The sequence below is a fragment of the Peribacillus sp. FSL R5-0717 genome (assembly GCF_038002945.1).
Classification (GTDB): Bacteria; Bacillota; Bacilli; order Bacillales; family DSM-1321; genus Peribacillus; species Peribacillus frigoritolerans.
In genome coordinates, this window is the sequence record NZ_JBBOOF010000001.1 from 2,110,213 (window position 1) to 2,132,025 (window position 21,813).

The 21,813-nt window shown below is 43.5% G+C and carries 24 protein-coding genes and 1 pseudogene; 11 read left to right on the forward strand and 14 right to left on the reverse strand.

The features are described 5' to 3' along the window. Nucleotides 1-28: 28 nt before the first annotated feature. Nucleotides 29-784: a TraR/DksA C4-type zinc finger protein gene (locus NYE65_RS10305; protein WP_095679249.1), complete on the reverse strand. Its 756-nt coding sequence runs from the start codon at nt 782-784 to the stop codon at nt 29-31. 143 nt (nt 785-927) lie between these two features. Between NYE65_RS10305 and NYE65_RS10310 the strand changes: the two genes are divergently transcribed. Next, on the forward strand, nt 928-1,785 hold the full coding sequence (locus NYE65_RS10310; RefSeq protein WP_340860885.1) for a manganese catalase family protein: 858 nt from the start codon (nt 928-930) through the stop codon (nt 1,783-1,785). Nucleotides 1,786-1,825: 40 nt separating this feature from the next. Here the strand turns inward: NYE65_RS10310 and NYE65_RS10315 are convergent, their stop codons facing one another. The 4 genes from NYE65_RS10315 to NYE65_RS10330 all read right to left on the reverse strand — a co-directional run bounded on the left by NYE65_RS10315 (nt 1,826) and on the right by NYE65_RS10330 (nt 4,073). Next, a complete protein-coding gene (locus NYE65_RS10315) occupies nt 1,826-2,440 on the reverse strand; it encodes a PH domain-containing protein (RefSeq protein WP_264639752.1) in 615 nt (204 codons plus the stop codon). Between the two features lie 40 nt (nt 2,441-2,480). Then, nucleotides 2,481-2,957 (reverse strand): GNAT family N-acetyltransferase, encoded by a 477-nt coding sequence (locus NYE65_RS10320; protein WP_328177791.1) that lies wholly within the window; start codon nt 2,955-2,957, stop codon nt 2,481-2,483. 167 nt (nt 2,958-3,124) lie between these two features. After that, the gene (locus NYE65_RS10325; RefSeq protein ID WP_034310272.1) at nt 3,125-3,349 is read right to left on the reverse strand and encodes a hypothetical protein; all 225 of its coding nucleotides are present in this window, start codon (nt 3,347-3,349) and stop codon (nt 3,125-3,127) included. Nucleotides 3,350-3,482: 133 nt separating this feature from the next. Further along, on the reverse strand, nt 3,483-4,073 hold the full coding sequence (locus NYE65_RS10330; protein ID WP_034310270.1) for a peptidylprolyl isomerase: 591 nt from the start codon (nt 4,071-4,073) through the stop codon (nt 3,483-3,485). Between the two features lie 178 nt (nt 4,074-4,251). Between NYE65_RS10330 and NYE65_RS10335 the strand changes: the two genes are divergently transcribed. Next, complete coding sequence (locus NYE65_RS10335) at nt 4,252-4,638, forward strand: kinase-associated lipoprotein B (protein ID WP_340860886.1); 387 nt, start codon at nt 4,252-4,254, stop codon at nt 4,636-4,638. Nucleotides 4,639-4,675: 37 nt separating this feature from the next. Here the strand turns inward: NYE65_RS10335 and kapD are convergent, their stop codons facing one another. Beyond that, nucleotides 4,676-5,299 carry a 3'-5' exonuclease KapD gene (gene kapD, locus NYE65_RS10340; RefSeq protein WP_249598349.1) on the reverse strand — a complete coding sequence of 208 codons (624 nt, stop codon included), beginning with the start codon at nt 5,297-5,299 and terminating at the stop codon, nt 4,676-4,678. Nucleotides 5,300-5,557: 258 nt separating this feature from the next. Between kapD and NYE65_RS10345 the strand changes: the two genes are divergently transcribed. Continuing rightward, nucleotides 5,558-7,450, forward strand: a complete 1,893-nt coding sequence (locus tag NYE65_RS10345) for a transglycosylase domain-containing protein (protein WP_340860887.1) — start codon at nt 5,558-5,560, stop codon at nt 7,448-7,450. A gap of 483 nt (nt 7,451-7,933) precedes the next feature. Here NYE65_RS10345 and NYE65_RS27225 read toward each other — a convergent pair. Further along, a pseudogene (locus NYE65_RS27225) lies at nt 7,934-8,490 on the reverse strand (DUF5366 family protein). A gap of 344 nt (nt 8,491-8,834) precedes the next feature. Between NYE65_RS27225 and NYE65_RS10360 the strand changes: the two are divergent. Genes NYE65_RS10360 through mnhG form a run of 7 tightly spaced genes read left to right on the forward strand, consistent with a single transcriptional unit; the run spans nt 8,835 to nt 14,563 of the window. Next, on the forward strand, nt 8,835-11,240 hold the full coding sequence (locus tag NYE65_RS10360) for a Na+/H+ antiporter subunit A (protein ID WP_340860890.1): 2,406 nt from the start codon (nt 8,835-8,837) through the stop codon (nt 11,238-11,240). Further along, a complete protein-coding gene (locus tag NYE65_RS10365; protein ID WP_340860891.1) occupies nt 11,237-11,659 on the forward strand; it encodes a Na(+)/H(+) antiporter subunit B in 423 nt (140 codons plus the stop codon). The genes NYE65_RS10360 and NYE65_RS10365 overlap by 4 nt, the downstream gene beginning before the upstream one ends. Further along, complete coding sequence (locus tag NYE65_RS10370) at nt 11,659-12,000, forward strand: Na(+)/H(+) antiporter subunit C (RefSeq protein WP_054398868.1); 342 nt, start codon at nt 11,659-11,661, stop codon at nt 11,998-12,000. The genes NYE65_RS10365 and NYE65_RS10370 overlap by 1 nt, the downstream gene beginning before the upstream one ends. After that, nucleotides 11,993-13,474, forward strand: a complete 1,482-nt coding sequence (locus NYE65_RS10375) for a Na+/H+ antiporter subunit D (protein WP_340860892.1) — start codon at nt 11,993-11,995, stop codon at nt 13,472-13,474. The genes NYE65_RS10370 and NYE65_RS10375 overlap by 8 nt, the downstream gene beginning before the upstream one ends. Nucleotides 13,475-13,480: 6 nt before the next feature. Next, complete coding sequence (locus NYE65_RS10380; RefSeq protein WP_057278036.1) at nt 13,481-13,957, forward strand: Na+/H+ antiporter subunit E; 477 nt, start codon at nt 13,481-13,483, stop codon at nt 13,955-13,957. An 11-nt stretch (nt 13,958-13,968) separates the two neighbouring features. Then, complete coding sequence (locus NYE65_RS10385) at nt 13,969-14,241, forward strand: Na(+)/H(+) antiporter subunit F1 (RefSeq protein ID WP_370023645.1); 273 nt, start codon at nt 13,969-13,971, stop codon at nt 14,239-14,241. After that, a complete protein-coding gene (gene mnhG / locus NYE65_RS10390; protein ID WP_340860893.1) occupies nt 14,225-14,563 on the forward strand; it encodes a monovalent cation/H(+) antiporter subunit G in 339 nt (112 codons plus the stop codon). The genes NYE65_RS10385 and mnhG overlap by 17 nt, the downstream gene beginning before the upstream one ends. A gap of 53 nt (nt 14,564-14,616) precedes the next feature. Here the strand turns inward: mnhG and NYE65_RS10395 are convergent, their stop codons facing one another. From NYE65_RS10395 to NYE65_RS10420, 6 genes are all read right to left on the reverse strand, one after another. Further along, entirely contained in the window at nt 14,617-15,336 is a 720-nt protein-coding gene (locus NYE65_RS10395) for an MOSC domain-containing protein (protein ID WP_340860894.1), read from the reverse strand. 94 nt (nt 15,337-15,430) lie between these two features. Further along, nucleotides 15,431-15,829 carry a hotdog fold thioesterase gene (locus tag NYE65_RS10400; protein WP_034310237.1) on the reverse strand — a complete coding sequence of 133 codons (399 nt, stop codon included), beginning with the start codon at nt 15,827-15,829 and terminating at the stop codon, nt 15,431-15,433. A 115-nt stretch (nt 15,830-15,944) separates the two neighbouring features. Continuing rightward, nucleotides 15,945-16,508 (reverse strand): 5' nucleotidase, NT5C type, encoded by a 564-nt coding sequence (locus NYE65_RS10405; RefSeq protein ID WP_034310235.1) that lies wholly within the window; start codon nt 16,506-16,508, stop codon nt 15,945-15,947. A 15-nt stretch (nt 16,509-16,523) separates the two neighbouring features. Beyond that, entirely contained in the window at nt 16,524-17,621 is a 1,098-nt protein-coding gene (locus NYE65_RS10410; RefSeq protein ID WP_340860895.1) for an FAD-dependent monooxygenase, read from the reverse strand. A gap of 23 nt (nt 17,622-17,644) precedes the next feature. Beyond that, nucleotides 17,645-18,739 (reverse strand): bifunctional diaminohydroxyphosphoribosylaminopyrimidine deaminase/5-amino-6-(5-phosphoribosylamino)uracil reductase RibD, encoded by a 1,095-nt coding sequence (ribD, locus tag NYE65_RS10415; protein ID WP_098864796.1) that lies wholly within the window; start codon nt 18,737-18,739, stop codon nt 17,645-17,647. A 14-nt stretch (nt 18,740-18,753) separates the two neighbouring features. Continuing rightward, nucleotides 18,754-19,503, reverse strand: a complete 750-nt coding sequence (locus tag NYE65_RS10420; protein WP_057278041.1) for a GTP cyclohydrolase II — start codon at nt 19,501-19,503, stop codon at nt 18,754-18,756. Between the two features lie 254 nt (nt 19,504-19,757). Here NYE65_RS10420 and NYE65_RS10425 point away from each other — a divergent pair, with 254 nt between their 5' ends. Beyond that, on the forward strand, nt 19,758-20,129 hold the full coding sequence (locus NYE65_RS10425) for a hypothetical protein (RefSeq protein ID WP_063574765.1): 372 nt from the start codon (nt 19,758-19,760) through the stop codon (nt 20,127-20,129). 63 nt (nt 20,130-20,192) lie between these two features. Here NYE65_RS10425 and NYE65_RS10430 read toward each other — a convergent pair whose 3' ends face one another. Then, a complete protein-coding gene (locus tag NYE65_RS10430) occupies nt 20,193-21,698 on the reverse strand; it encodes a leucyl aminopeptidase (protein WP_328177780.1) in 1,506 nt (501 codons plus the stop codon). Nucleotides 21,699-21,813: the final 115 nt, after the last annotated feature.

Here is a 21,813-nt window from a genome sequence, read left to right on the forward strand (position 1 = left end):
CCAGGCTTAGCATCCTGGTTCTTTTTTTTCAATCTTTTTCTTCATCCACATAAGGATCATGCTCATATCGGGGCAAATCCCCAAATGGGGTTTGAATATTTTCTTCAAAAAGTTCTTCCTTCAATTCTTCATATTGGGAGTTCGGATAAACCGTTACCTCTTTACCGTATATATCCACACCAACGAAATTTTCATAATTTTCGACATAGCCGACATTTTCTTCGGACTCGACATACATATCTTCGTAATCATTTGGCGGATTTACGAAATCGGAAGGCGATTCAGATGTTCCATAACTGGCAACATCCTGCCAAGAATCTTCCGCATCGTACGCAACCGATTCATGCCGGTCATCATAATCAAACCTCCCAAATGGGGGTCCGAGCACTTCCTCTTCCACCGGCCGATTGTCCGAAGTTTCCTGTGAGGGGGTATGCTCGACACAATAAGTCGTAGTAGGGATCGCTTTCAAACGTTCAAGAGGTATTTCCTTTGAACAAACCTCGCATTTTCCATACCCACCTGCCTCGATGGCAGAAAGCGCTCGTTCAATATCCCTTATTTCATCCCGATCATGCTCGGAAAGGGCTAAATCCTTTTCCCGTTCATATAACTCGGTTCCTTCATCTCCGGGATGATTATCGTAACTCGATAACTCACCAGTCGAATCCTCCATGCTTCTTCTTAAATCGTAGTTGCCTGAATCATTTAATCGCTCTTCCAACTCTTGCTTCGTTTGCTGCAATTGCTGTTGAAATTCTTTTAGCTGCTGATTGGATAGCATGTGCAACATCCTTTCAAAATCGTTCTTCCCTCTAGTATTTCTCTCTTCCCGTCATTCCATAAAGGTACTTTTTACCTTAGGAATAATTTAATTCAGATAACAGAAGCTAACTTAGAAATATTTACTTTAAGGAGGGCTTCCATTTGTACTTCTATAAAGAAGACTTAATCAATATGATCATTCCCGATAAGCCTGATCCAAATGCAGCAAAAGTGCTCCAGGAAACGCTTGGAGGGCAATTCGGTGAAATGCGGACAATGATGCAATATTCATTCCAAAGCGCCAACTTTCGCGGCAAGGCTAAACAATATCGTGATTTAATTCGCGGGGTTTTCTTGGAGGAACTGAGCCACGTCGAACTTGTCCAATCAACCATCAATCAGCTGCTGAATGATGCTGGCGGGGAAATGCCTGGAGATTCCGGTACCGATGGCGCCCCATTGGATGAAGTCATCAAAGGCGGCGCGAACCCTCACCATTTCATCATCGGTGCGAAAGCATCCCTGCCCGTCGATGCTGGCGGCAATCCATGGAACGGGTCATGGGTTTATGATCATGGTAATCTTGTGGCCAACCTTTTGAATAATGTCATGCTTGAATCTACGGGAGTCCTGCAAAAGTCCAGGATTTATGAAATGAGTTCCAATAAAACAATGCGCGAAACACTGGCATTTTTAATGGTTCGCGACAATGCCCACCAAAATGCATTTGCCAAGGCATTGGAAACGCTTGGGGTCGACTGGGGAAAAATCTTCCCTGTGCCTAATTATGATTTGAACAAATATCCTGAATGCCGCAAATATGTGGATTTAGGCTACCATAATGCCCAATTCAATTTCAGGATGGATCAAACACGGATCAGCCAGATTTTCCAAGGGGAGACACCTAGCCGAAATGGCGGAAACCTTGCTGTTACCGAGCCGCCAAAAGGATTCCCGGTCCCTGAAATGCCGGATATGCCAAATGAGCATAGCCCGGGATTGAGTGATTTGAATAATTAAAAAAGAAGGCGGACACATCGTTCTGTGTTCGCCTTCTTTTTTAATTATTGATATATTTCTCAAAAACAAAGCCAAAATCTTTCACATGGTACTTTTTCCGGCTGTCCATCAACCATTCGAAAGCGGCCGAATTAATTTCCTTGAAACTTGCTGCCATTTGGCTTCCATCAGTTCGAACCTGGTTCAAAGTGGAAGAAGCAAGGTTTACGCTTTGCTGGGCATATTGAAGGGCAAACTCATTCTCATGGCTAATTTCCGATATTTTCACGAGTGATTTGAACAAGTCCTTTAATTCTTCAATGAATTTCTTATGGACATCAATGGAGAAAGTCTTTGCACCGATCGAAAATTTAATTTCCGCATCCAAATCCACTGTCCCTGCGGTTTCAAGCGTGGCGTTGGAAATCATATACTGGCTGTAGCTATATCTCGTAAGTGTTCTCTTTTTGCTGATTGCACTTGTGCCGTCCAAATGTATGAACGCTTGATTCGTGAAACAGTACTCATCGGTTTTCGATTTAATCAGGAAATAAATTTTTTCCCCATCTTCATGCATGATATAATCATCTGCATCCACCTTGTCATAATCTGCAGGACTAATCACACTTCCAATATCACTAAGACCAAGGGCATCAGCCGCCATTTTCTTAAACATAACCATTCCCCCTATCAATATCCAGGTGAATTCCACCTTATTATAAGCATTTCTCCAGTATGATCTCGTCTCGGATCGGAATTCCATCAAAACTGTAAAATGGTATTTCCGGCTTGATTTTCCGTGATTCTTCCACGGCATTTTTAACGATTTCCGAAATGACATAACCACGCTTTTGAAAAAACTTCAACGCCTGTAGATTATCGTTCGTTGTAATCGCTTTAATAGTATGGCAATTTTTTTCCTTCGCGATATTTTCCATCACATAAAGCAATGATGAGCCCACACCTTGATTTTCATGCTCACTGTTCAAAGAGATGATCTGACATACATGGTCGGATAATTTGTATGTTCCCAACCCCGTGATTTTTCCATTCTCGTCCATCACCCCAACACCCTCAAGTTCCGCATAATGATACAAGCCTCTTGAAAAAACGACTTGAGTCGTCTCCCAGTGCTGAATGAAAAAATCCTTGACCGTATCTGCCGCAATCATTCTTTTAGCTACGATTTGCATAACCAATTACGCCCCCAAAATTTCTATCTCTATGCTTATAGTATAAAATGCTTATGCCAAGAAGGGAACATTTAATTCTTTACGACCTTCTAACAAAACATAATACCATTCATATTCAGATAATCAATATCAAAAAAAGGGGCTCGAGATGCAGGCATCTTCCTGGATCAGGAAATGGTATCATCCTTTATACGCTGGTTCCTTCTGGTGACCTCATCTTCGAATTGCTTCGTTTTCAATTCTTCCTTCTTTGAATATCTTATAATTGCCCTCATCGTAAAAACGGCCGCCACTAAAAAAATGAAGCAAGTTATACCAGCCGAGATATATTCAGTCTTGTCTTCCGGAAAGTAAAGAAACAAACCTAGTAAAGCATGATTGAGAAAGTCCATCCGTTACATCCTTCCTGATAGGGAATTAAACTGCATTCTCTCATTATATCAATTACCAGAACAATCCACTAGTGGGACCAATCCACTAAAACATAAAAAACGAGAGGCACTGAGCCCCTCGCTTATCTTTTATTTATAAAATGGTGATCCCTTTAATGACAACGTCAACTGCTGGCTTGTCTCCCGCAACTGTCTCTACGTTAGCAATCGTATCAACAACGTCCATGCCTTCGACCACTTGTCCAAAAACAGAGTGTTTATGATCCAGCCAAGGTGTGCCTCCTTGTTCCATATAAGCACTGATGATTTCTTCCGGATAACCGGCTTGCTTCATTTGCTCACCCATCCTGCTGTCCACGTGCTGGGCTTGTACGACGAAGAATTGGCTGCCGTTTGTTCCCGGGCCTGCATTAGCCATGGAAAGAGCTCCGCGCAAATTGAATAATTGCATGGAAAACTCGTCCTCAAATGGAGCTCCCCAAATACTTTCTCCACCCATTCCAGTCCCTGTCGGATCTCCGCCTTGAAGCATGAAATCCTTGATGACACGGTGGAAGATGATTCCTTCGTAATAACCGTTTTCAGCATGTGTCAAGAAATTCTCCACTGTCTTTGGAGCCAGTTCAGGGAATAGTTTAATTTTAATATCGCCCATCGTCGTTTGCATGATGACCGCTTTTTCATTTTCCAAAACTTCACTTGTTAATTGCGGAAAGTTTGTCATTGTACATAACCTCTTTCTTTTTAAAATAAAATGGCATGAAACACCATTTTTCATCTTCATTTGTACACTTTACACGATTTTCATTAAAAAAGCATCTTTACGAAATTGAACAAATTCGCTGTGAAAAATCGTTGTTCTTATGTATCATGAAGGAAGTTAAAAGAAAGGTGGTAGGGAAATGTCAGAACAGGATTTTAAAATCGGCGATAAGGTTACCGCCATATATAAAACTGGAAAATACATCGGGGAAGTCACCGATATCAGACCTGCTGCATATCTTGTTAGAGTGTTGGCTGTTTTGAAGCATCCCATGCAGGGAGATCTTCATAACCCGAAGCAAACGGAAGTGTCCATGTTCCATCAGCGGCGTGCTCTTGCATTCCGGGAACAAACCAATGTACCAAAGAATATGGTAAGGACTTTCGATGAGGAGATTCCGGAGTATAAGGAATCCTTAAGAGAAGCTGTTGATAAAATGAAAGGCACTTTAAACGAAGCCCAAACAGAGTGGAATGATAAAAGCTTACAGTTGCTTAAAGATCTAGCGGCGGATTATTTCAAATAAAGCTTAAAAGCCAAATCAGTAGTATATGATTTGGCTTTTATAACGCTAAATGATTCAATACCTTTGATAAATCAATGCGGTCGCCAATTGTCGTCGGTTCATGATTTTTCATATAACTTTTATCTTTCTCCACTAACTTAAAGATATTATATGTCGTAATCGCATCATCCAGCGCCCTGTGATGCTTGCCTGTCCCTTCTTTGCCATAGGCCTGTACAGCTTTCCAAAGTCCGGTTTGATTTTGATCCCCGAAAAAGCGTTTATACTCCAGGCAAAGATCATTTTCCTTCCCTGAAAAAGGGAAATCCAATCCTGCCTTCTGACAATTCTGGCGAAGCACCTTCATGTCCATATTTCCCCAAGTAACAATCGTCGTCGGGTGCTGTTCATCTATTTTCTTCAATAACGCAACCAGCTCTTCAAATGATATCCCCTGGTCCACCTGATCCTGGGTAATGTTCAAGAACTTCTTGCATCTTCCCGTTAAAACTGGAAATTTCAATGGGTTAACAAAAGATGAGAATTGTTCCTCAATGGTCTCATTAATGACGGTGACTAAACCAACCTCAATGATTTCCGGATAAAACCCCGTTGGATTGGCTTTTCCTTCCGGCATCGTAAATTCAAAATCTATGAATACATATTGCTGTTGTTCCTCCATTTTTATGACCCCCTTCATATTCCTGACATCAACATATAAACAAACATGGTTTTTTCTCACGAGATTATTATAACAGAAGATTTAGAAAGTTATTTCTTTGCCATTCGGATACCGCGCTCGCCGTCATACCTAATTTACCCAAAACCCTTTATTGTCTACCTTTTTTGAAACATGATGGATAAACGGACCAAAAGTACCATTTTTTCATTCCTTCATTCCAAGGACATACTAAAAATATATTAGTTAGGAAGTTGAACTATGCGCACGTATCTTGGCTATATCACGATTTCCCTCTTAGTTCCCGTATTGATCCTTTTCATTTTCTTTTCCCATCAGGAGTGGTCCTTAGCGCAATCTCCCTATCATGTACTCGACGAGCGGATTCCTGTTGAATCGATAGAACTGGCTCAGAATAGTTACATGAAGGCCGCAAATGGAAAGGTCATCAGTGAAATTTCCACTGGTGAGAAACGGACTTACTTAAAACTTGAAGACATCCCCCTATTCCTGGAAAATCTGTTCATCGTTACAGAGGACCAGAAATTTTATGATCATGCAGGAGTCGACCTATCCGGCATAAGCAGGGCGCTTCTTATCAATTCACAAAATAAAACAATCGAACAAGGCGGCAGTACCATTACCCAGCAACTGGCCAGGAATGTTTATCTATCACATGATAGGACATATAACCGAAAACTCAGCGAACTCAATTATGCCTATCAGATAGAGCGAAAAAAATCAAAACCGGAAATCATGGAGCTGTATTTGAATGCCATCTATTTCAGTAATGGAGCTTATGGAATCGAAGCTGCTTCCCAATATTATTTCAGTATACCGACTGGAGAATTAACCAAGGCGGAACTTGCCTTCCTTGCCGCAATCCCTAATAATCCGGAATACTATAATCCCCTTAAACATTTCGATCCGACGAAAAAGCGTCAGGAGAGAATGCTGGAACAAATGGTTGCCAATGGTGCTTTAGAACAGGCCAAGTACGAAAAGCTTATCAAAAGTACGATTAAATTAGACTTGTCCACCCCGGTCGACTTGTATCCCGATTACGTGACATCTGTACATCAGGAATTGAAAAACCTGGTGGCATCCTCCGAGGGTCTCGACAAATCTCTGCAAAGCACTGATGTCGCTATACGTAAGAACGCGGAAGCCGAGCTGGATAAAAAGGTCAAAGAGCTTTTGAATTCCGGTGTAACCATCCATACCGCACTCGATACTAAACTGCAAACATCATCAAAGACTGCTGTACAATCAAAAATCGGTGTCAATGATATCGAGGGAGCTTTAGTGGTTATACAGCATCATACGCACGAGCTTGTCTCTTTGATTGGGGGAAAAGATTATAAAATAAATTCTTTCAATCGGGCATACCAAAGCTATAGGCAGCCAGGGTCTGCGATTAAGCCGCTTCTTGATTATGCTCCCTATTTAGAAGAAACGGATGCTGACATCAATCAGCTCGTTAGCGGAGCAAGCTATCGCAGCAATAGCTATTGTCCAAAAAATCATAGCGGCGACAGCTATGGGATGGTCACACTAAGAACTGCCTTTGCTCAGTCGTATAACACACCCGCCATAAGACTCTTTGAAAAGACGGGGGTGGAAACGAGTTTCAAGTACCTGGATGCTTTTGGCTTTAGAAAAGTCAGCAAAAAAGACCACCATACGAGTTCGGCCATAGGCGGATTCGAATATGGCATGAGTCCCCTTGAACTCACAAATGCCTATACTTCCTTCCATGACGGAAACTATCAGCCAGCACGAGCCATTACAAAAGTCACCGACCAAGAAGGTAAAGTCCTTTATAAAAGGAAAGACCGCTCCAAGGAGATATGGAACAAACGCACCGTAGCCAAGATGCGGCAGCTGCTCCAAGAAACAACGCTTTCCGGGACAGCACGAAAAGCCTACTTTCCTACAGATTATGTCGGCGGTAAAACCGGTACGACCAATGATGTCAAAGACATGTGGTTTGTCGGTCTGACAGCAAACTATACAACAGGGGTTTTGGATTGGAAGGGACAAGCCATCCAATCTACAATCCATTTATTCACATTCACCCCATCTATTGATTTGGAAAGATATCAGCCAGACTGCCGAGTGAAAAAAGAAGGTGCCGCAATGGCACCTTCTTAGTTTGTCAATAAAATGAGGTTCGGAATGGTCTCAATCCCTGACACGATTTGATCATGGAATTATTACCATGAAACAAGACATGGTCTACTCTATGATTTGTTTTACAGGGGATGAAACCTCAATGGATTGAAAAAATTCGCGACACTCCTGGCGAATAACCAGCTAGCCAAGACAATGCTAGCAGCTTGCTTTGATATTATCGAGTTTGTCTACAGTCTGATGGCACCTTCCTGTTGTCGACAAAAGAAGTTCCATCTAAATGTTAAAACAAAGTTGATTGGAGCGGAAGGTACGAGACTCCTGCGGGAAAAGCGCGTCAAAGGGAGACCCCGCAGGCGCTGGCGCCGAGGAGGCTCCCGGACCGCCCGCGGAAAGCGAGTGCCTGGAGTGGAAATCAACCTTCTTACATTTCCTCAAAAAAACTGTAGGCAACTCATTATTGTCTACATTCTGTAATGTGCCGCAATGGCACCTTCTTTTTTGCTATATGGGAAGACTTGCAATGACGCTGTTATAGAGCTTCAATCCCGCATAAGCGACTATTGAAATCAGTGCCGTCCAAACGAAGATTGGAAAGAAGACCAATCCCACTAGCCTCGACAAATTCAGGCTCGGGCTCAACTTATTGACAAAATAAATTAAAGCCACGACATTCGTCGCGATAAAGTTCGACCCAAGCCCGAAGATGAATTGAACGCTGAACAATGAACAGGCACCGCAATCACATAAATGACAGACCCCATTCTTACACTGTTCAGAGCTTTACCTTCCGAATCCTTGGAAAAGAATAATAAAGACAGCTCCAATATCGTATCGGAGATCAGCTTCAATGCAGCAAAAACCATGAAGAATAAAAGGAGCAATACGATCAGCAGCGCCAGCTTGATGCCGGCTTCAGAAAAGAATTCCAGCATCCCTTGATAGATTCCAAAATTTCCAAATAATTTGAGCATTTGCATTTCCCCATAAATGGCAAAGGAGAGGCTGAATAACAAGATTGAAATTATTGGTAAATAGCTAAATAAATAGGTGTTTTTCATGATTTCTCTATCAGTGTATCTTTTACCCTATATTATGCAATATTATGCAAGATAATCCATTATTTAACAATGGATACTCTGCTCATTCACCGTTGAAAAACTTTTTTTAATAAATTTTTCAGGACGGTTCCCCCTCCTTTTCTACCTATATATAAAACATCATTCTAGTTGGCCTTCACCGTTTTTAAAGCCATGCAAACCCACATAAATTGCGTTATACTTTTAAGCGAGGCAAGCATTCGATAAAAAAATACATATTCAACGAAGATTTCCTAACGTCTAGGATTGCGTGAAAAAAGCATAATAAGACGACTGACTTCGTTTTTAAAAAAAGGGGGGAGTTTATGTCTTTACTTCATTGGGCGGTATTATCGCCGTTTCTATTAGCACTTATTGTACCAATATTATACAAACTATTTCGACAAATACATACAGGTTGGTTTGTATTGATTTTACCGATTCTCCTTTTCACCTATTTTTCAAGGTTCATTTCCTTGACCAAACAAGGGGATATCGTTATGGAAAGCGCAACATGGATTCCTTCTCTCGGAATAGATGTTGATTTCTATGTCGATGGACTAGGGCTTTTGTTTGCCTTGCTCATTACAGGTATTGGTTCACTCGTCGTACTTTATTCAATTTTCTATTTATCGAAGGAGAAAGAAAAGCTGAACCAATTTTACGTCTTCCTTTTGCTTTTCATCGGGGCGATGCTTGGTGTCGTCCTTTCCGATAATCTAATAGTCCTTTATTCGTTTTGGGAATTCACGAGTTTATCATCTTTTCTATTGATAGGATATTGGAATGAGAGGGAGCGTTCACGTTACGGGGCGCAGAAATCGCTGCTGATCACTGTGCTTGGAGGCTTAAGCATGCTTGGAGGCATCATTCTCCTTTCCATTATGGGGAACACATTCAGCATACGTGAATTGATTGCCCAAAGCGGGGAACTTATGGACCACTCGCTCTTCGTTCCTGCACTTTTGCTTGTGCTGCTTGGCGCGTTCACTAAATCTGCACAGTTCCCGTTCCATATTTGGCTTCCTGACGCGATGGAAGCGCCTACTCCGGTCAGTGCTTACCTTCATTCCGCCACAATGGTCAAGGCTGGCATTTATTTGGTTGCCCGATTAAGCCCTGTTTTTGCAGAATCCGGATTATGGTTCTGGCTCGTTTCGATCGCCGGATTGATCACCCTGTTCTGGGGCTCATTCTCTGCAATCAAGCAGACCGATTTGAAGGGGATTCTCGCTTTTTCCACCATCAGTCAGCTCGGATTGATCATGTCGCTTTTGGGACTTGGAGCTGCGGCACTCCACTATGAAACGTTGGGGGAAAATATATACTTGGCAGCCACGGTTGCAGCAGTATTCCACTTGATTAATCATGCGACCTTTAAAGGGAGCCTATTCATGGTTGCAGGCATCATTGATCATGAAACCGGTACGCGTGATATCAGAAAGCTTGGCGGATTGATGCAGTTGATGCCGATCACTTTCACCGTCGCTGTGATAGGTGCTTTTTCAATGGCTGGACTTCCGCCCTTCAATGGTTTTTTGAGCAAGGAAATGTTCCTGGCCAGCATGGTGAATGTATTGCAATTGAATATCTTCAATATGGAGACATGGGGGGTCCTGTTCCCTGCGGTTGCATGGGTAGCCAGTGTATTCACTTTTATTTATAGCATGATTGTCGTGCTCAAACCCTTTACTGGCAAACTTCAGTTACAACTTTTGGAAAGGAAGCCCCACGAGGCACCGGTCGGGATGCTAATATCCCCGATCATCCTTGCTTCGTTGGTCATCATTTTCGGTATTTTTCCAAACTTGCTGTCTTCATCCATCATTAAACCTGCTGTTGCCGGCATACAGCCAAGCTTGGCGGGACCGGATTTCCAAGTCCATATCGCCTTCTGGCATGGATTCCAACCTGAAGTATGGATGACCATCGGCATCATAGCATTTGGAATTCTATTATACAAAACGCTTCCGAAGTGGCAGAAAGTCACTCAGTGGATTCCTGAACGCATCTCCCTGAATGCTTTGTATGATAACGGAGTAAGAGGGCTCGAACGTTCAGCTTCCTTCGTCATGAAAGTATTAATGACAGGTTCGATTCGGACGTATCTGCTTTCAATCTTCCTTTTCTTCATATTTTCCTTGGGCTTTACGCTCTATTGGAAGGATGCATTTAAATTGGATGCAGGGAATTTTGCCCCGATCGGCATATATGAATTGGTATTAGCTGGAATCATCGTGATTGGCTCGGTCGCCATTCTGTTTGCAAGATCCCGTTTAACTTCCATTATCATCTTAGGAGCCGTCGGTTATACGATTTCCCTATTTTTCGTTTTGCTGCGGGCACCGGATTTAGCCTTGACTCAACTAGTCATCGAAACGATTTCGGTATCGCTGTTTTTGCTCTGTTTCTTCCATCTCCCGTTAATGGCAAGCAGAAAGGAAGAACGGATGACGTTCAAGTTGAATAATGCCATGATATCCATTGGTGTAGGAGTCATCGTCACATTGATCGCCTTATCGGCACATAGCAATAAACTGTTTGATTCCATATCCAGTTACTATCTTGAAAATGCTTATAAGGAGGCAGGCGGGAAAAACGTCGTAAATGTCATTCTCGTTGACTTCCGCGGACTTGATACGATGTTTGAAATCACTGTCCTTTCCATCGCTGCGCTCGGAATATTCGCGATGATCAAATTGCGTTTGACAGGGGGGAAAGATAAATCATGAAGCAAAATGACCTGATTCTCCAAACGGTTACGAAAGTCGCCGCCTTTGTTATCTTGCTGTTTGCGGTAGCCATCTTTTTAGGCGGGCATTATTCGCCAGGCGGCGGGTTTGTCGGCGGTTTAATGACTTCAGCCGCCATAGTCCTGCTGTTGCTCGCTTTCGACATTAAAACCGTCACCGGCATTTTGCCGATTGACTATAAGTTAATGATCGGTTCAGGCCTGTTCATATCAAGCCTGACCGTGGCCGGTGGGCTGGTGTTCGGGGTGCCCCTCATGACACATGTATATCAATATGTTGATTTACCGCTTTTTGGGCACATTTCGCTTCATACTGCGGTACTTTTTGATCTGGGTGTTTATCTTGTGGTTGTTGGTGTAACGATGACCATTATTCAAACGATAGGGGAGAGTGAATAATGGAACTTTTAATGGCCATTGTCATTGGAATACTATTTATGTGTGCGACCTATTTAATGCTTTCCAAAAGCATTTTAAGAATCATAATCGGTACCGGGCTGCTCAGTCACGGCGCCCACCTTTTGATTTTGACGATGGGCGGTTTGAAAGGCGGTTCCGTTCCATTGCTGAGTGATGAAGCTGCATCCTATGTCGATCCGCTTCCGCAAGCGCTTATCTTGACGGCAATCGTCATCAGTTTCGGAGTCACATCATTTCTGCTGGTACTTGCTTATCGGACCTACCAGGAACTCGGTACGGATGACATGGAAGAAATGAGAGGTACGGAAACGAATGAATAATCTTACTTTCATGCCTGTTTTATGGCCGCTTTTCACAGGCATCCTACTAATATTCTTTGCAAAAAAAATCAAGCTACAAAGAGGGATATCGCTTTTTTCCTCTCTTATCGGAATTGTAATTTCCCTTTATCTAGTGTTTACGGTCCATAATCAAGGCATCTTGACTTTAGGCGTCGGAAGCTGGGAGGCGCCATTCGGGATCGTGATCGTCGCAGATATGCTATCTTCGCTGCTCGTACTGACCACGAATATCATTGGATTGGCCATACTGCTTTACTCGTTTTATTCCATAGGGGAAGAACGGGAAAGACATTATTACTATCCTGTATTCCAATTTTTGCTGATCGGGGTGAACGGTGCCTTCCTTACGGGAGATCTTTTCAATCTATTCGTATTCTTCGAAGTCATGCTGATGGCTTCCTACGTGCTGCTTGTACTCGGAGGGACGAAAATCCAGCTGAGGGAATCATTGAAGTATATCATCGTCAATGTACTATCCTCTTCCTTTTTCGTCATCATGGTGGCTTATCTTTATTCAGTTCTAGGAACATTGAACATGGCGGACATCAGTCAAAGGATTACGGAAGTCAACCAGCCTGGAATCATCTCGGTGATAGCGATTGGCTTTCTGATCGTCTTCGGTTTGAAGGGAGCCATTTTCCCGCTTTTCCAATGGCTGCCTGGGTCTTATTATGCTCCGCCCATTCCAGTGATGGCTCTATTCGGGGCATTGCTGACAAAGGTCGGGATCTATTCCATTTTCCGGACCTATACACTGATGTTTTATCATGACCAGGATTTCACCCATACATTCCTGGCGATACTTGCAATCTTGACCATCATCATCGGTGTCATTGGTGCGATAGCTTATTGGGATGTAAAAAAAATCATCATTTACAATATCATCATCGCCGTCGGGGTTATTCTATTCGGCATCTCCGTCATGAATGAACAGGCCTTATCGGGTTCCATTCTATATATCATTCATGACATGCTGATCAAGGCTGCACTCTTCCTGCTGGTAGGCATCATGATCAAAATCAGCGGATCGGATGATTTACGGGACATGGGCGGCTTGATCAAGCAATACCCGACCGTTGCATGGACCTTCTTCATAGCGGCCATATCATTGGCGGGAATCCCGCCGTTCAGCGGTTTTGCCGGCAAGCTCCTTATTCTTAAGGGAGCTGCAGAAAAAGGGGCCTACTTGGGAATGGCCGTTGTCTTAATTTCAAGCTTGATGGTCCTCTATTCCGTCATGAAAATATTCATGAATGGCTTTTGGGGAACTCCAAAAGCTGATTATGCCTTAACTAATGGAAAGGTCAATAAAATGCTGGTTCCGGCAGTCCTCCTCGTCATCATTTCCATTTTATTCGGAATAGGGACAGAATCGGTTTACCCATACATTACACAAGCTGTAGATTCATTAATGAATCCCGAAATCTATAACAAAGCCGTTTTAAAGGAGTAGTGCCTGATGTCATTCCAAATTTTACTGAATGTGTTCCTTGCGTTTATCTGGATGTTTTTGAAAAATGAGTTTAACGGGAGCACTTTTATCATCGGATATATATTGGGGCTCGGCATCATGTTCGTCTTCCGTCATTTTTTCAATGATCGTTTTTACTTGAAAAGGGTGAATGCCGTCGTTCTATTGCTGCTCATATTCGCAAGGGAACTCATACTTTCCAACATTAGCGTCCTTAAGGCCGTGCTTAAACCGAGCCTGGATATGAAGCCTGGCATATTCGCATTTGAAACCGTGCTGACAAAGGATTGGGAAATTACGATACTATCGAATTTAATTACACTTACACCAGGAACACTTGTCGTTGAAGTATCGGAAGATAATCGGATTCTTTATATCCACGCGATGGATATTGCCGACAAGGAAGAGGCTGTGGACAGCATTAAAAATACATTTGAAAAAGCGATTATGGAGGTGGGCAAATAATGTTCGATCTAATGCTTAAAATCGCGTTGCTCGGTGTTTCGCTTTCCATGATTGGATTCTTATACCGTTTAATCAAAGGGCCTTCCGTACCGGATCGGGTCATCGCACTCGATGCAATGGGAATCAATCTTATTGCAATCGTTGCACTTGCCTCCATCGTCATGGATACAAGCGCATATCTGGAAGCCATTCTTCTGCTCGGAATCCTATCTTTCATCGGAACGGTCGCTTTCGCCAAATTCCTTGAGAAAGGGGAGATAATCGAAGATGACCGCAATCGTTGAAACCCTATCGGCCCTATTCCTATTAATGGGAGTCTTTCTCTTTTTAGTCTCGGCTTTCGGCATCATCCGGCTGCCCGACGTCTATACAAGAAATCACGCTGCCTCAAAAAGCTCGACACTTGGAATCATGTTCATCCTGATCGGCACCTTGTTATATTTTTATTATAAACATAGCCATTTCGATTTCCGGGTCGTGCTCGCGATCATCTTCATCTTCATGACCAGTCCTGTTGCCGGACATTTAATCATGCGCTCGGCTTATCATACGGGTGTAAAAATGTGGGATCGGAGTGTCCAGGATGATTTAAGGAAAACCCGGTGATCCCTGCTATTGAAAAAGAGCTGCCCTGATTACAGGAGCAGCTCTTTTCTGTTTCAATCTTTTAAAAATACCTCATCGCCCACTCTGATTTCACCTGTTTGCATGACCGAGGCATATACGCCAAAATGATTTTCCCTTTCCTTGACGACAGTTTTCAGCAGTGATGGATCTCTATGTGAATCGCTTGGATCGACAGTTATGATCATACAGCGCTCACAATGCCTTTTGATCTCCAATTCCACTTCATTTCCGATTAGAATCCTTTTTCCGAACCATTGCTCTTCTAAAAAGGGGGTTTTATTCACTAAGGATATAATCAAATTTTGCCTGAATCTCCTGCCATCCAGTTCTTTTCCCCAAAGCTTGGTCAATTCGCCAATCGAGGCATCACTGACAAGCAGGATGTTTTCTTCTTCAATCGCACCTAACGGAATATGTGCAGGATGATAAACAGCTGGTTCTGCCTCCTGTTTCAACAACCGTTCCATTTCCTCCTGAAAGGCTCCCTCTCCCCATGTCAAAACGTTTCCTGAAGGGGTCTTCACTTGGATTTCCGGATATTGGTCAAGTGCTTCCTCACCAGAAAAAACAGCTTGATAACGGACCATTTCCGGGACTTGGGTTATCGTCAGGAACTTCCCATTTTTTCCTTTAAAGGCATGGCTGCGATCACCATATAGTCCATAGTCCATTACCTTCGTTTTTTGTACCTGTTCACCAGTGAATGATTTTACAGGATGACGGGTGATTTCTTGTATATGACCTACCAGCATAGAAAAACCTCTTTTCATACAATAGTCTACTGCCATATTATACGTAAACCGGATAATGTAGAATCATTGCGCCAATTTCCGTTGTTCTTTTGATTCACTTTGACTTCGGTAAGTCGATAACGGCCAATGTACAGCGTGAAATGCAGATAAGATGATCCTCTTCATCACGGATCTTCACGTCCCACACCATCGTCGTCTTCCCGCGATGGATGATGTTCCCCTCTGCGGTAACAACACCTGAACGGACGCCCCTAACATGATTGGCATTGATTTCAAGGCCGACGACAGCTTGTTTTGTACTATCTACCAGCATCATCCCTCCAAAGCTTGCAACGGATTCCGCAAGCGCAACGGACGCTCCCCCATGCAATAAACCATACGGCTGCCTAGTGCGTTCATCCACAGGCATCGTCGCAATGACTTTCCCCTCGCCCACTTCTTTCATTTCAATCCCAAGCGTGCCTATCAATGAATTTTCAATATTTCTCTCCATCCCATTACCTCCGACTCTCTTGTTTTTTTAGCAAAAAATGAACCGTTATTCATATTAGTATACAAAAAAAGGATGACTCAAGTCTATCAAGTCATCCGTCAATAATGTAAATGTATTATTTGGAGAGGATTTCTTTTAATTCAAACCAGCTTGTCAGTCTTGGAATATCCAATTCCCTGTTATAGGAGTTATCCATTGCATACACTTTCGTTGGAATATCCAATAACGTTTCCAGCACTGCCGGTTTATCATCAAAATAATAATCCAATTCCAATTTGCGGATCGTATCAATTTTTTCATGATCCTTCATCCCGCAGTAAAAATGGTCATCCTTAACCGGAAAGCCGTTTTCGATCAGCCATTTTTTCGTCCGTTCACCATGCTCCGCTTTTCTGGCGGTGATGTAATAGATTTCGTGGCCATCGCGTTCAAGCTCCTGCAGCGTTTCCACTGCGCCCTCGAAGGCTGGACAGGATGAATAATACACTTCATCGGCCAGGCTGTTCCACATCTTGCCCCCAGCCTCTTTATCAAGCCCGAAAGCTTCATGGATCTCCAACGTCTTTAAAGCCCTGAATTTCGTTAACTCTATGTTCGTATTAAGCTTTTCATTATAAAGATGAAACGCGAACTCCCTCAAGTTAATAAGGGTATCGTCAATATCAAAACCGAATTTCATATCCTTCACTCCTATTCAAACATAAGCGGCAGCAAACTGTGATGCGAAGGACATCTCCTTGTCCACCTGAATGGCCTGTAATCTTTCAATCTCGGCTTTTCTTTTTGGCTCAGCCATTTTAAGTCCAAGGAAGCCAGTATCCCCCTGCAGGATGCATCCAGAAATAAGCTCGGCCAATATATCGGCATCCTTCATGGCACAATTGAGTCCGAACGCACCCGTAGGCGTCATCGTATGGGCTGCATCACCTAATAAAGCAACGCCATCCTTTGTCCACGTCTCACAATAGCTGCTGTAAACATCCAATAAAATGAAGTCCTGCCAAGAGCGGATATTTTCACACACAACCTTTTTTAATTCAGGAAAGGCATGAAGCAAATCTTCAATGAATGGTTCAAAATGCTGTTTTCGCAAATGGGGAAATGAACCATGCTCTATATTCCATCCAATTTGGATGAAACCTCCGGCCTGGGTGAAGAGGGCAACCTGGGAGCCATTGACCAATGCCATCTTGATCGAAGGCTTCCACCCCTCCGGAGAAGGAATTTTTGCCCACAGTAAATCATAGCCATGACCTTTAATCTCGACTGGTATTCCCGCTTTTTTTCGAACGATGGAAAACCTGCCGTCCGCTCCGATTATCAATGGACTTTGCACTTCAAGGTCATTTCCGTCATTACGGGCCTTGACACCCGTAAAACGGCCCATTTCATTCTGCATCAAGTCGGTAACCCTAGTATTCATCATCAATTGAAAGGAGTCCAGCTTTTCGGCTTCATTCAATATGGCTTTAAGCAGATGGTTTTGAGGGACATGTATCCCAACATGATCGACAGGCCCTTCCGGGATAATGCTTTTGAATATTTGGCCGTCATGCCAATATTCAATTTGTTCCATCCTAAGCAAGCCAAGTTTTTCCACACTATTGAATAAACCGTGCTTTTTAAGAATGCCCTCTCCTTCATCGTTCAAGAACTCGCCCCTGAACTCCCTTGAAACTTCAGAATGCCTTTCAAGCAATACGACTGAAATGTCCTGCTTGGCCAATAGGTAAGCCAGCAGGGCACCTCCAGGACCTGAACCGACTATGCATACATCTGATTTAACCATCATGCCTCTTCACCTGTTGTCTATTTTTATTTAGGATAAGCCGTGATGCGTATGTCCTCACCAAACGTTTCCACGCCAGAAAAGGAAACATCCATCGCTTCATCCATCGTATCCACATTCATGCCAGTATACGGTGTCAGTGAGTTTCTGCCACCCAATAGTTTAGGGGCTATATAAATCAAGTATTTATCGATGAGCCCTTCCCTAAGGAATGAGGCATTCACTTCGCTTCCGCCTTCCAGCAAGACATCCGTAATCCCCTTTTTATACAGCTCTTCCATTAATGCCGTTAGATTCAGTCCCGTCTCGTTTTTGGGGACGAAAATGAATTCGATCCCTTTTTCACGTAAAAGGTCCATTTTATCCGCAGGTGCATTTTCCTGCGTTACGATCAAGGTCTTCGCATCTGATACTTCTACAACTTTGGCATCCAATGGAACCCGTAATTCACTGTCTAAAATGATCCGGATCGGATTTTTCCCTCCGCCCTCCGGAAGTCTGGTCGTCAGTGATGGATCATCGGCCAACACAGTCCCGATACCAACTAGGATGGCATCCACCTCATCACGAAGCAAATGAACGGAATGACGTGACTCTTCTCCTGTTATCCACTTTGAATGGCCTGTGTGGGTTGCAAGTTTTCCATCGAGTGTCATCGCATACTTCGATATGACAAATGGACGATCCGTCAGCATATTGTGAATAAAACGCTCATTCAGCCTTTGAGCTTCCTTTTCCAGGACGCCGACTTCAACTTCAATGCCTGCATCCTTTATGATCGATATTCCTCTGCCGGCCACTTCCGGATTCGGATCTTGAGTCGCAACCACGACTCGCCGGACACCTGATTCTTTCACCAAATTTGCACAAGGAGGCGTCTTTCCATAATGGGAACAAGGCTCAAGAGTCACATAAAGCGTTGCACCTTCTGCATACTCACCCGCCATTTTAAAAGCATGTACTTCCGCATGCGGTTCACCCGCTTTACGGTGGATCCCTGTCCCGGCTATCACACCGTCTTTCACTATGACTGCCCCGACCACTGGATTTGGATTCGTCTTTCCTTTAGCACTGGCTGCCAAATCCAGTGCCAGCTTCATGTAATATTGATCATCATTCATTCTATAGCTCTCCTTTATACAATCAAAGTTGGCTTCTTTGTGGGTATATGTCCAGACTTCTTGACCTTTGTATCGAGATAGAAACTATTATCTTCCGTCAAACCGCCCCATAGCGGAATATGGTCCTTTGCCGCAAGTCCATGCTTCATGAGGGCATCCAGCTTTTTGGGGTTGTTCGTGATTAAAGTAACCGGATCCTTACGCAGTTCCCTCAACACGCGAATGGCTCCCTCGTAAGATCGCGTATCGTCTTCGAATCCTAAAGCCTCATTCGCCTCGACCGTGTCATAACCTTCCTGCTGTAGCAAATAGGCAAGAGATTTGGAAAACAGGCCAATCCCTCTTCCTTCATGGTCCGCAAGGTAAAAAATGGCCCCGCACCCATGCTCGGCTATCATCTTCATCGATTGGTGGAGCTGGTAGCCGCAATCACAGCGTTTACTGCCGAAGATATCACCTGTGTGGCAGATGCTATGCATCCGGACAAGTGCATCTTCCGACTTTTCAAAATCACCATAAACCAATACGGAGGATTGCTGTCCAAAAGCGAGGTTCGCTTCCGAAAGCGAATCAAGCACCGTATCCTTGTCATTATCCGCACCGTCAAGCTGAAGCCATGTATACCATTGGAAAACCGTTGAGAAATCTCCTTGTTCAACCGGCAGGTTCACAGGTCCCACAAGGCATATATCAGCTTTACCGGGGGTTTGGATGATATTCATTTTATCTATTAAAAGGTCTTTTGTTTCCTGGGTTATTTTCATGTTAACATCACCTATTTTATAATTTATAGTGTGCCTTCTCCTTACTTTAGGTAAGTAAGTATATTACTATACACTATACCTGTCAATGAAGCAGTTTACAAATAATAGTGTGTCTTTGATCATAATTTTCAAGAAGTTTTTTTGCAGAAAAGGGTCATTCACAAACCTCTATCATATCGGCTGGCCTTTATACATATTTTAACGTATAACGAAAACGTGTCTATAGACAGACCTAATGAAAGGAAGGAAACCTTTTGGAGGATTTCCCTTATTTTTTATATGATCCCATCCTATTTCCGCCTCACGCCAGGAATCGGACATTGCGTCCCTACTTGGCAACCAATCCAGATCTGCTAGTCAAATCGGCAAATACCTCGCAATCTTTGATGCTTGATGTAAAAAAGGTCATGGATACCATAGCCACATCCAAGCCTTTCTCGAACCGGTTGATGACTGCTGCCCAAGCATCGCAAAAAAATGTCGTGATCGATATGATCCGAAAGATAGGAATTAAGAACGAACCTGATATCACGTATAACCCCGATGGGATCCGTTTTGATTTCTATCCTAAAGCAGGAGAAGAAAATTGCCATATCATCGTCAGCTTGAAATGGAGGGAGACATAACGTCCGTCTAACACCTTTTTGGTAAAAAAACCGAAGCCTATTTTCGGCTTCGGATATTTGGGGTCATCTTGTTTTCGTTTCAAAGGTTTCAACCAATAGTGCAAGCGTGCGTGCCATGACACCGGTAGCCCCCGATGTGCACAATTCGGAGTTGCTCGAGGTTGTGGAAGTTCCGGCAATATCCAGATGGACCCACGGAGTTTCTTCGGCAAATTCACCGATGAAGGCGCCGCCCATGATCGCATGTCCCGCCCCTCCAGGTGAATTATTCAAATCCGCTATTTTACTATTGCGTACCCGCTCTTTATCCTTTTCCGTAATCGGCAATCTCCAAATGGGCTCCCCGGCCTCCTCTGAGGCTTTGACCACTTGTTCATAGAATTCCGTGTCATTTGTCATTGCACCCGTCATATCCATGCCCAGCGCCGTTATGACACCACCCGTTAAAGTGGCAACGTCAATAAGATAGTCGGCACCATGATGTTTAGCGTAAGTCATGGCATCCGCCAAAACCAGACGGCCTTCCGCATCCGTGTTCAATACCTCTATCGTCTTGCCGCTCATGGCAGTGATCACGTCATCAGGCTTGAATGCATCACCGCTGATCATGTTATCAGTGGAAGGAATGACCGCCACGACATTTTGGTCCGGTCCCAATTCGCCAATGATTTCCATCGCACCTAAAACGGCTGCCGCACCGCCCATATCCGTCTTCATTCCAACGATACCAGCCTTCGTTTTCAATGAGTATCCACCCGTATCGAATGTGATTCCTTTACCGACCAACCCGATAACATCCTTCCATTCATCCTTACCTTGATACTTCAGGACAATCATTTTCGGAGGCTCGACCGAACCTTTATTGACAGCAAGGAGTGCGCCCATTCCCAACTTGAGCATGTCCTCCTTCTCGAGGATCTCCACTTCAAACCCATAACGTTCGCCCAAGGCAGATGAATAATCCGCCAAATCCGTGGAAGTCAGCAAATTGCCCGGTGTATTGACCAATGTTCTGGCTGAGTTCGTCGCCCTTCCGAAGATCCTCCCTACATGCAGCGCGGCACCGACCTCTTCTTGATCAAATTCACTGTAAACCGTAATCGATTCAAGGCTTTTTTCGACCTGGTTCGATTTTTGCTTGTATCCGTCAAATTTATAGGATGCAAGTTCAAAAGCTTCGGAACAAGCATGCGCTGCATCCAATGCATCCAGATTTTCAGTCGTGAATGTATCCAACGCGATCGAAAGTGTCGTAATCTTGGATTCTTTAATCGTCTTACGCGCTTTTCCCAACGCTTCGCGGAGCGTTTCAAAAGATAGCTCCTTTTCCTTGCCCAACCCTACAAAAATCAATCTTTTTACGCTTAATTTACCTAATGTATGTATTTTGACCACTGATTTTTTCTTGGAAGAGATTTCTCCGGCTTTCACCAACTCTGTCAGCTGGCCATCCAATCGTTCATCCGCTTCTTTCCCTATCCCTGTGAACTTCACGGGTCTGTCAAATACGCCTAGAATCAGGCATTCGTCAATCAAATCTATATTTAAGGAATTTTTTACTGTGAACATTCTGATACCTCCTCCATTCTATTACATTCATTATAACGAAATCTTCAAAAATTTTCGAATAAGCCGCGAAAATAATAATAACAAGGGATATTGTTTAGAATGGGTGACTTTAGAG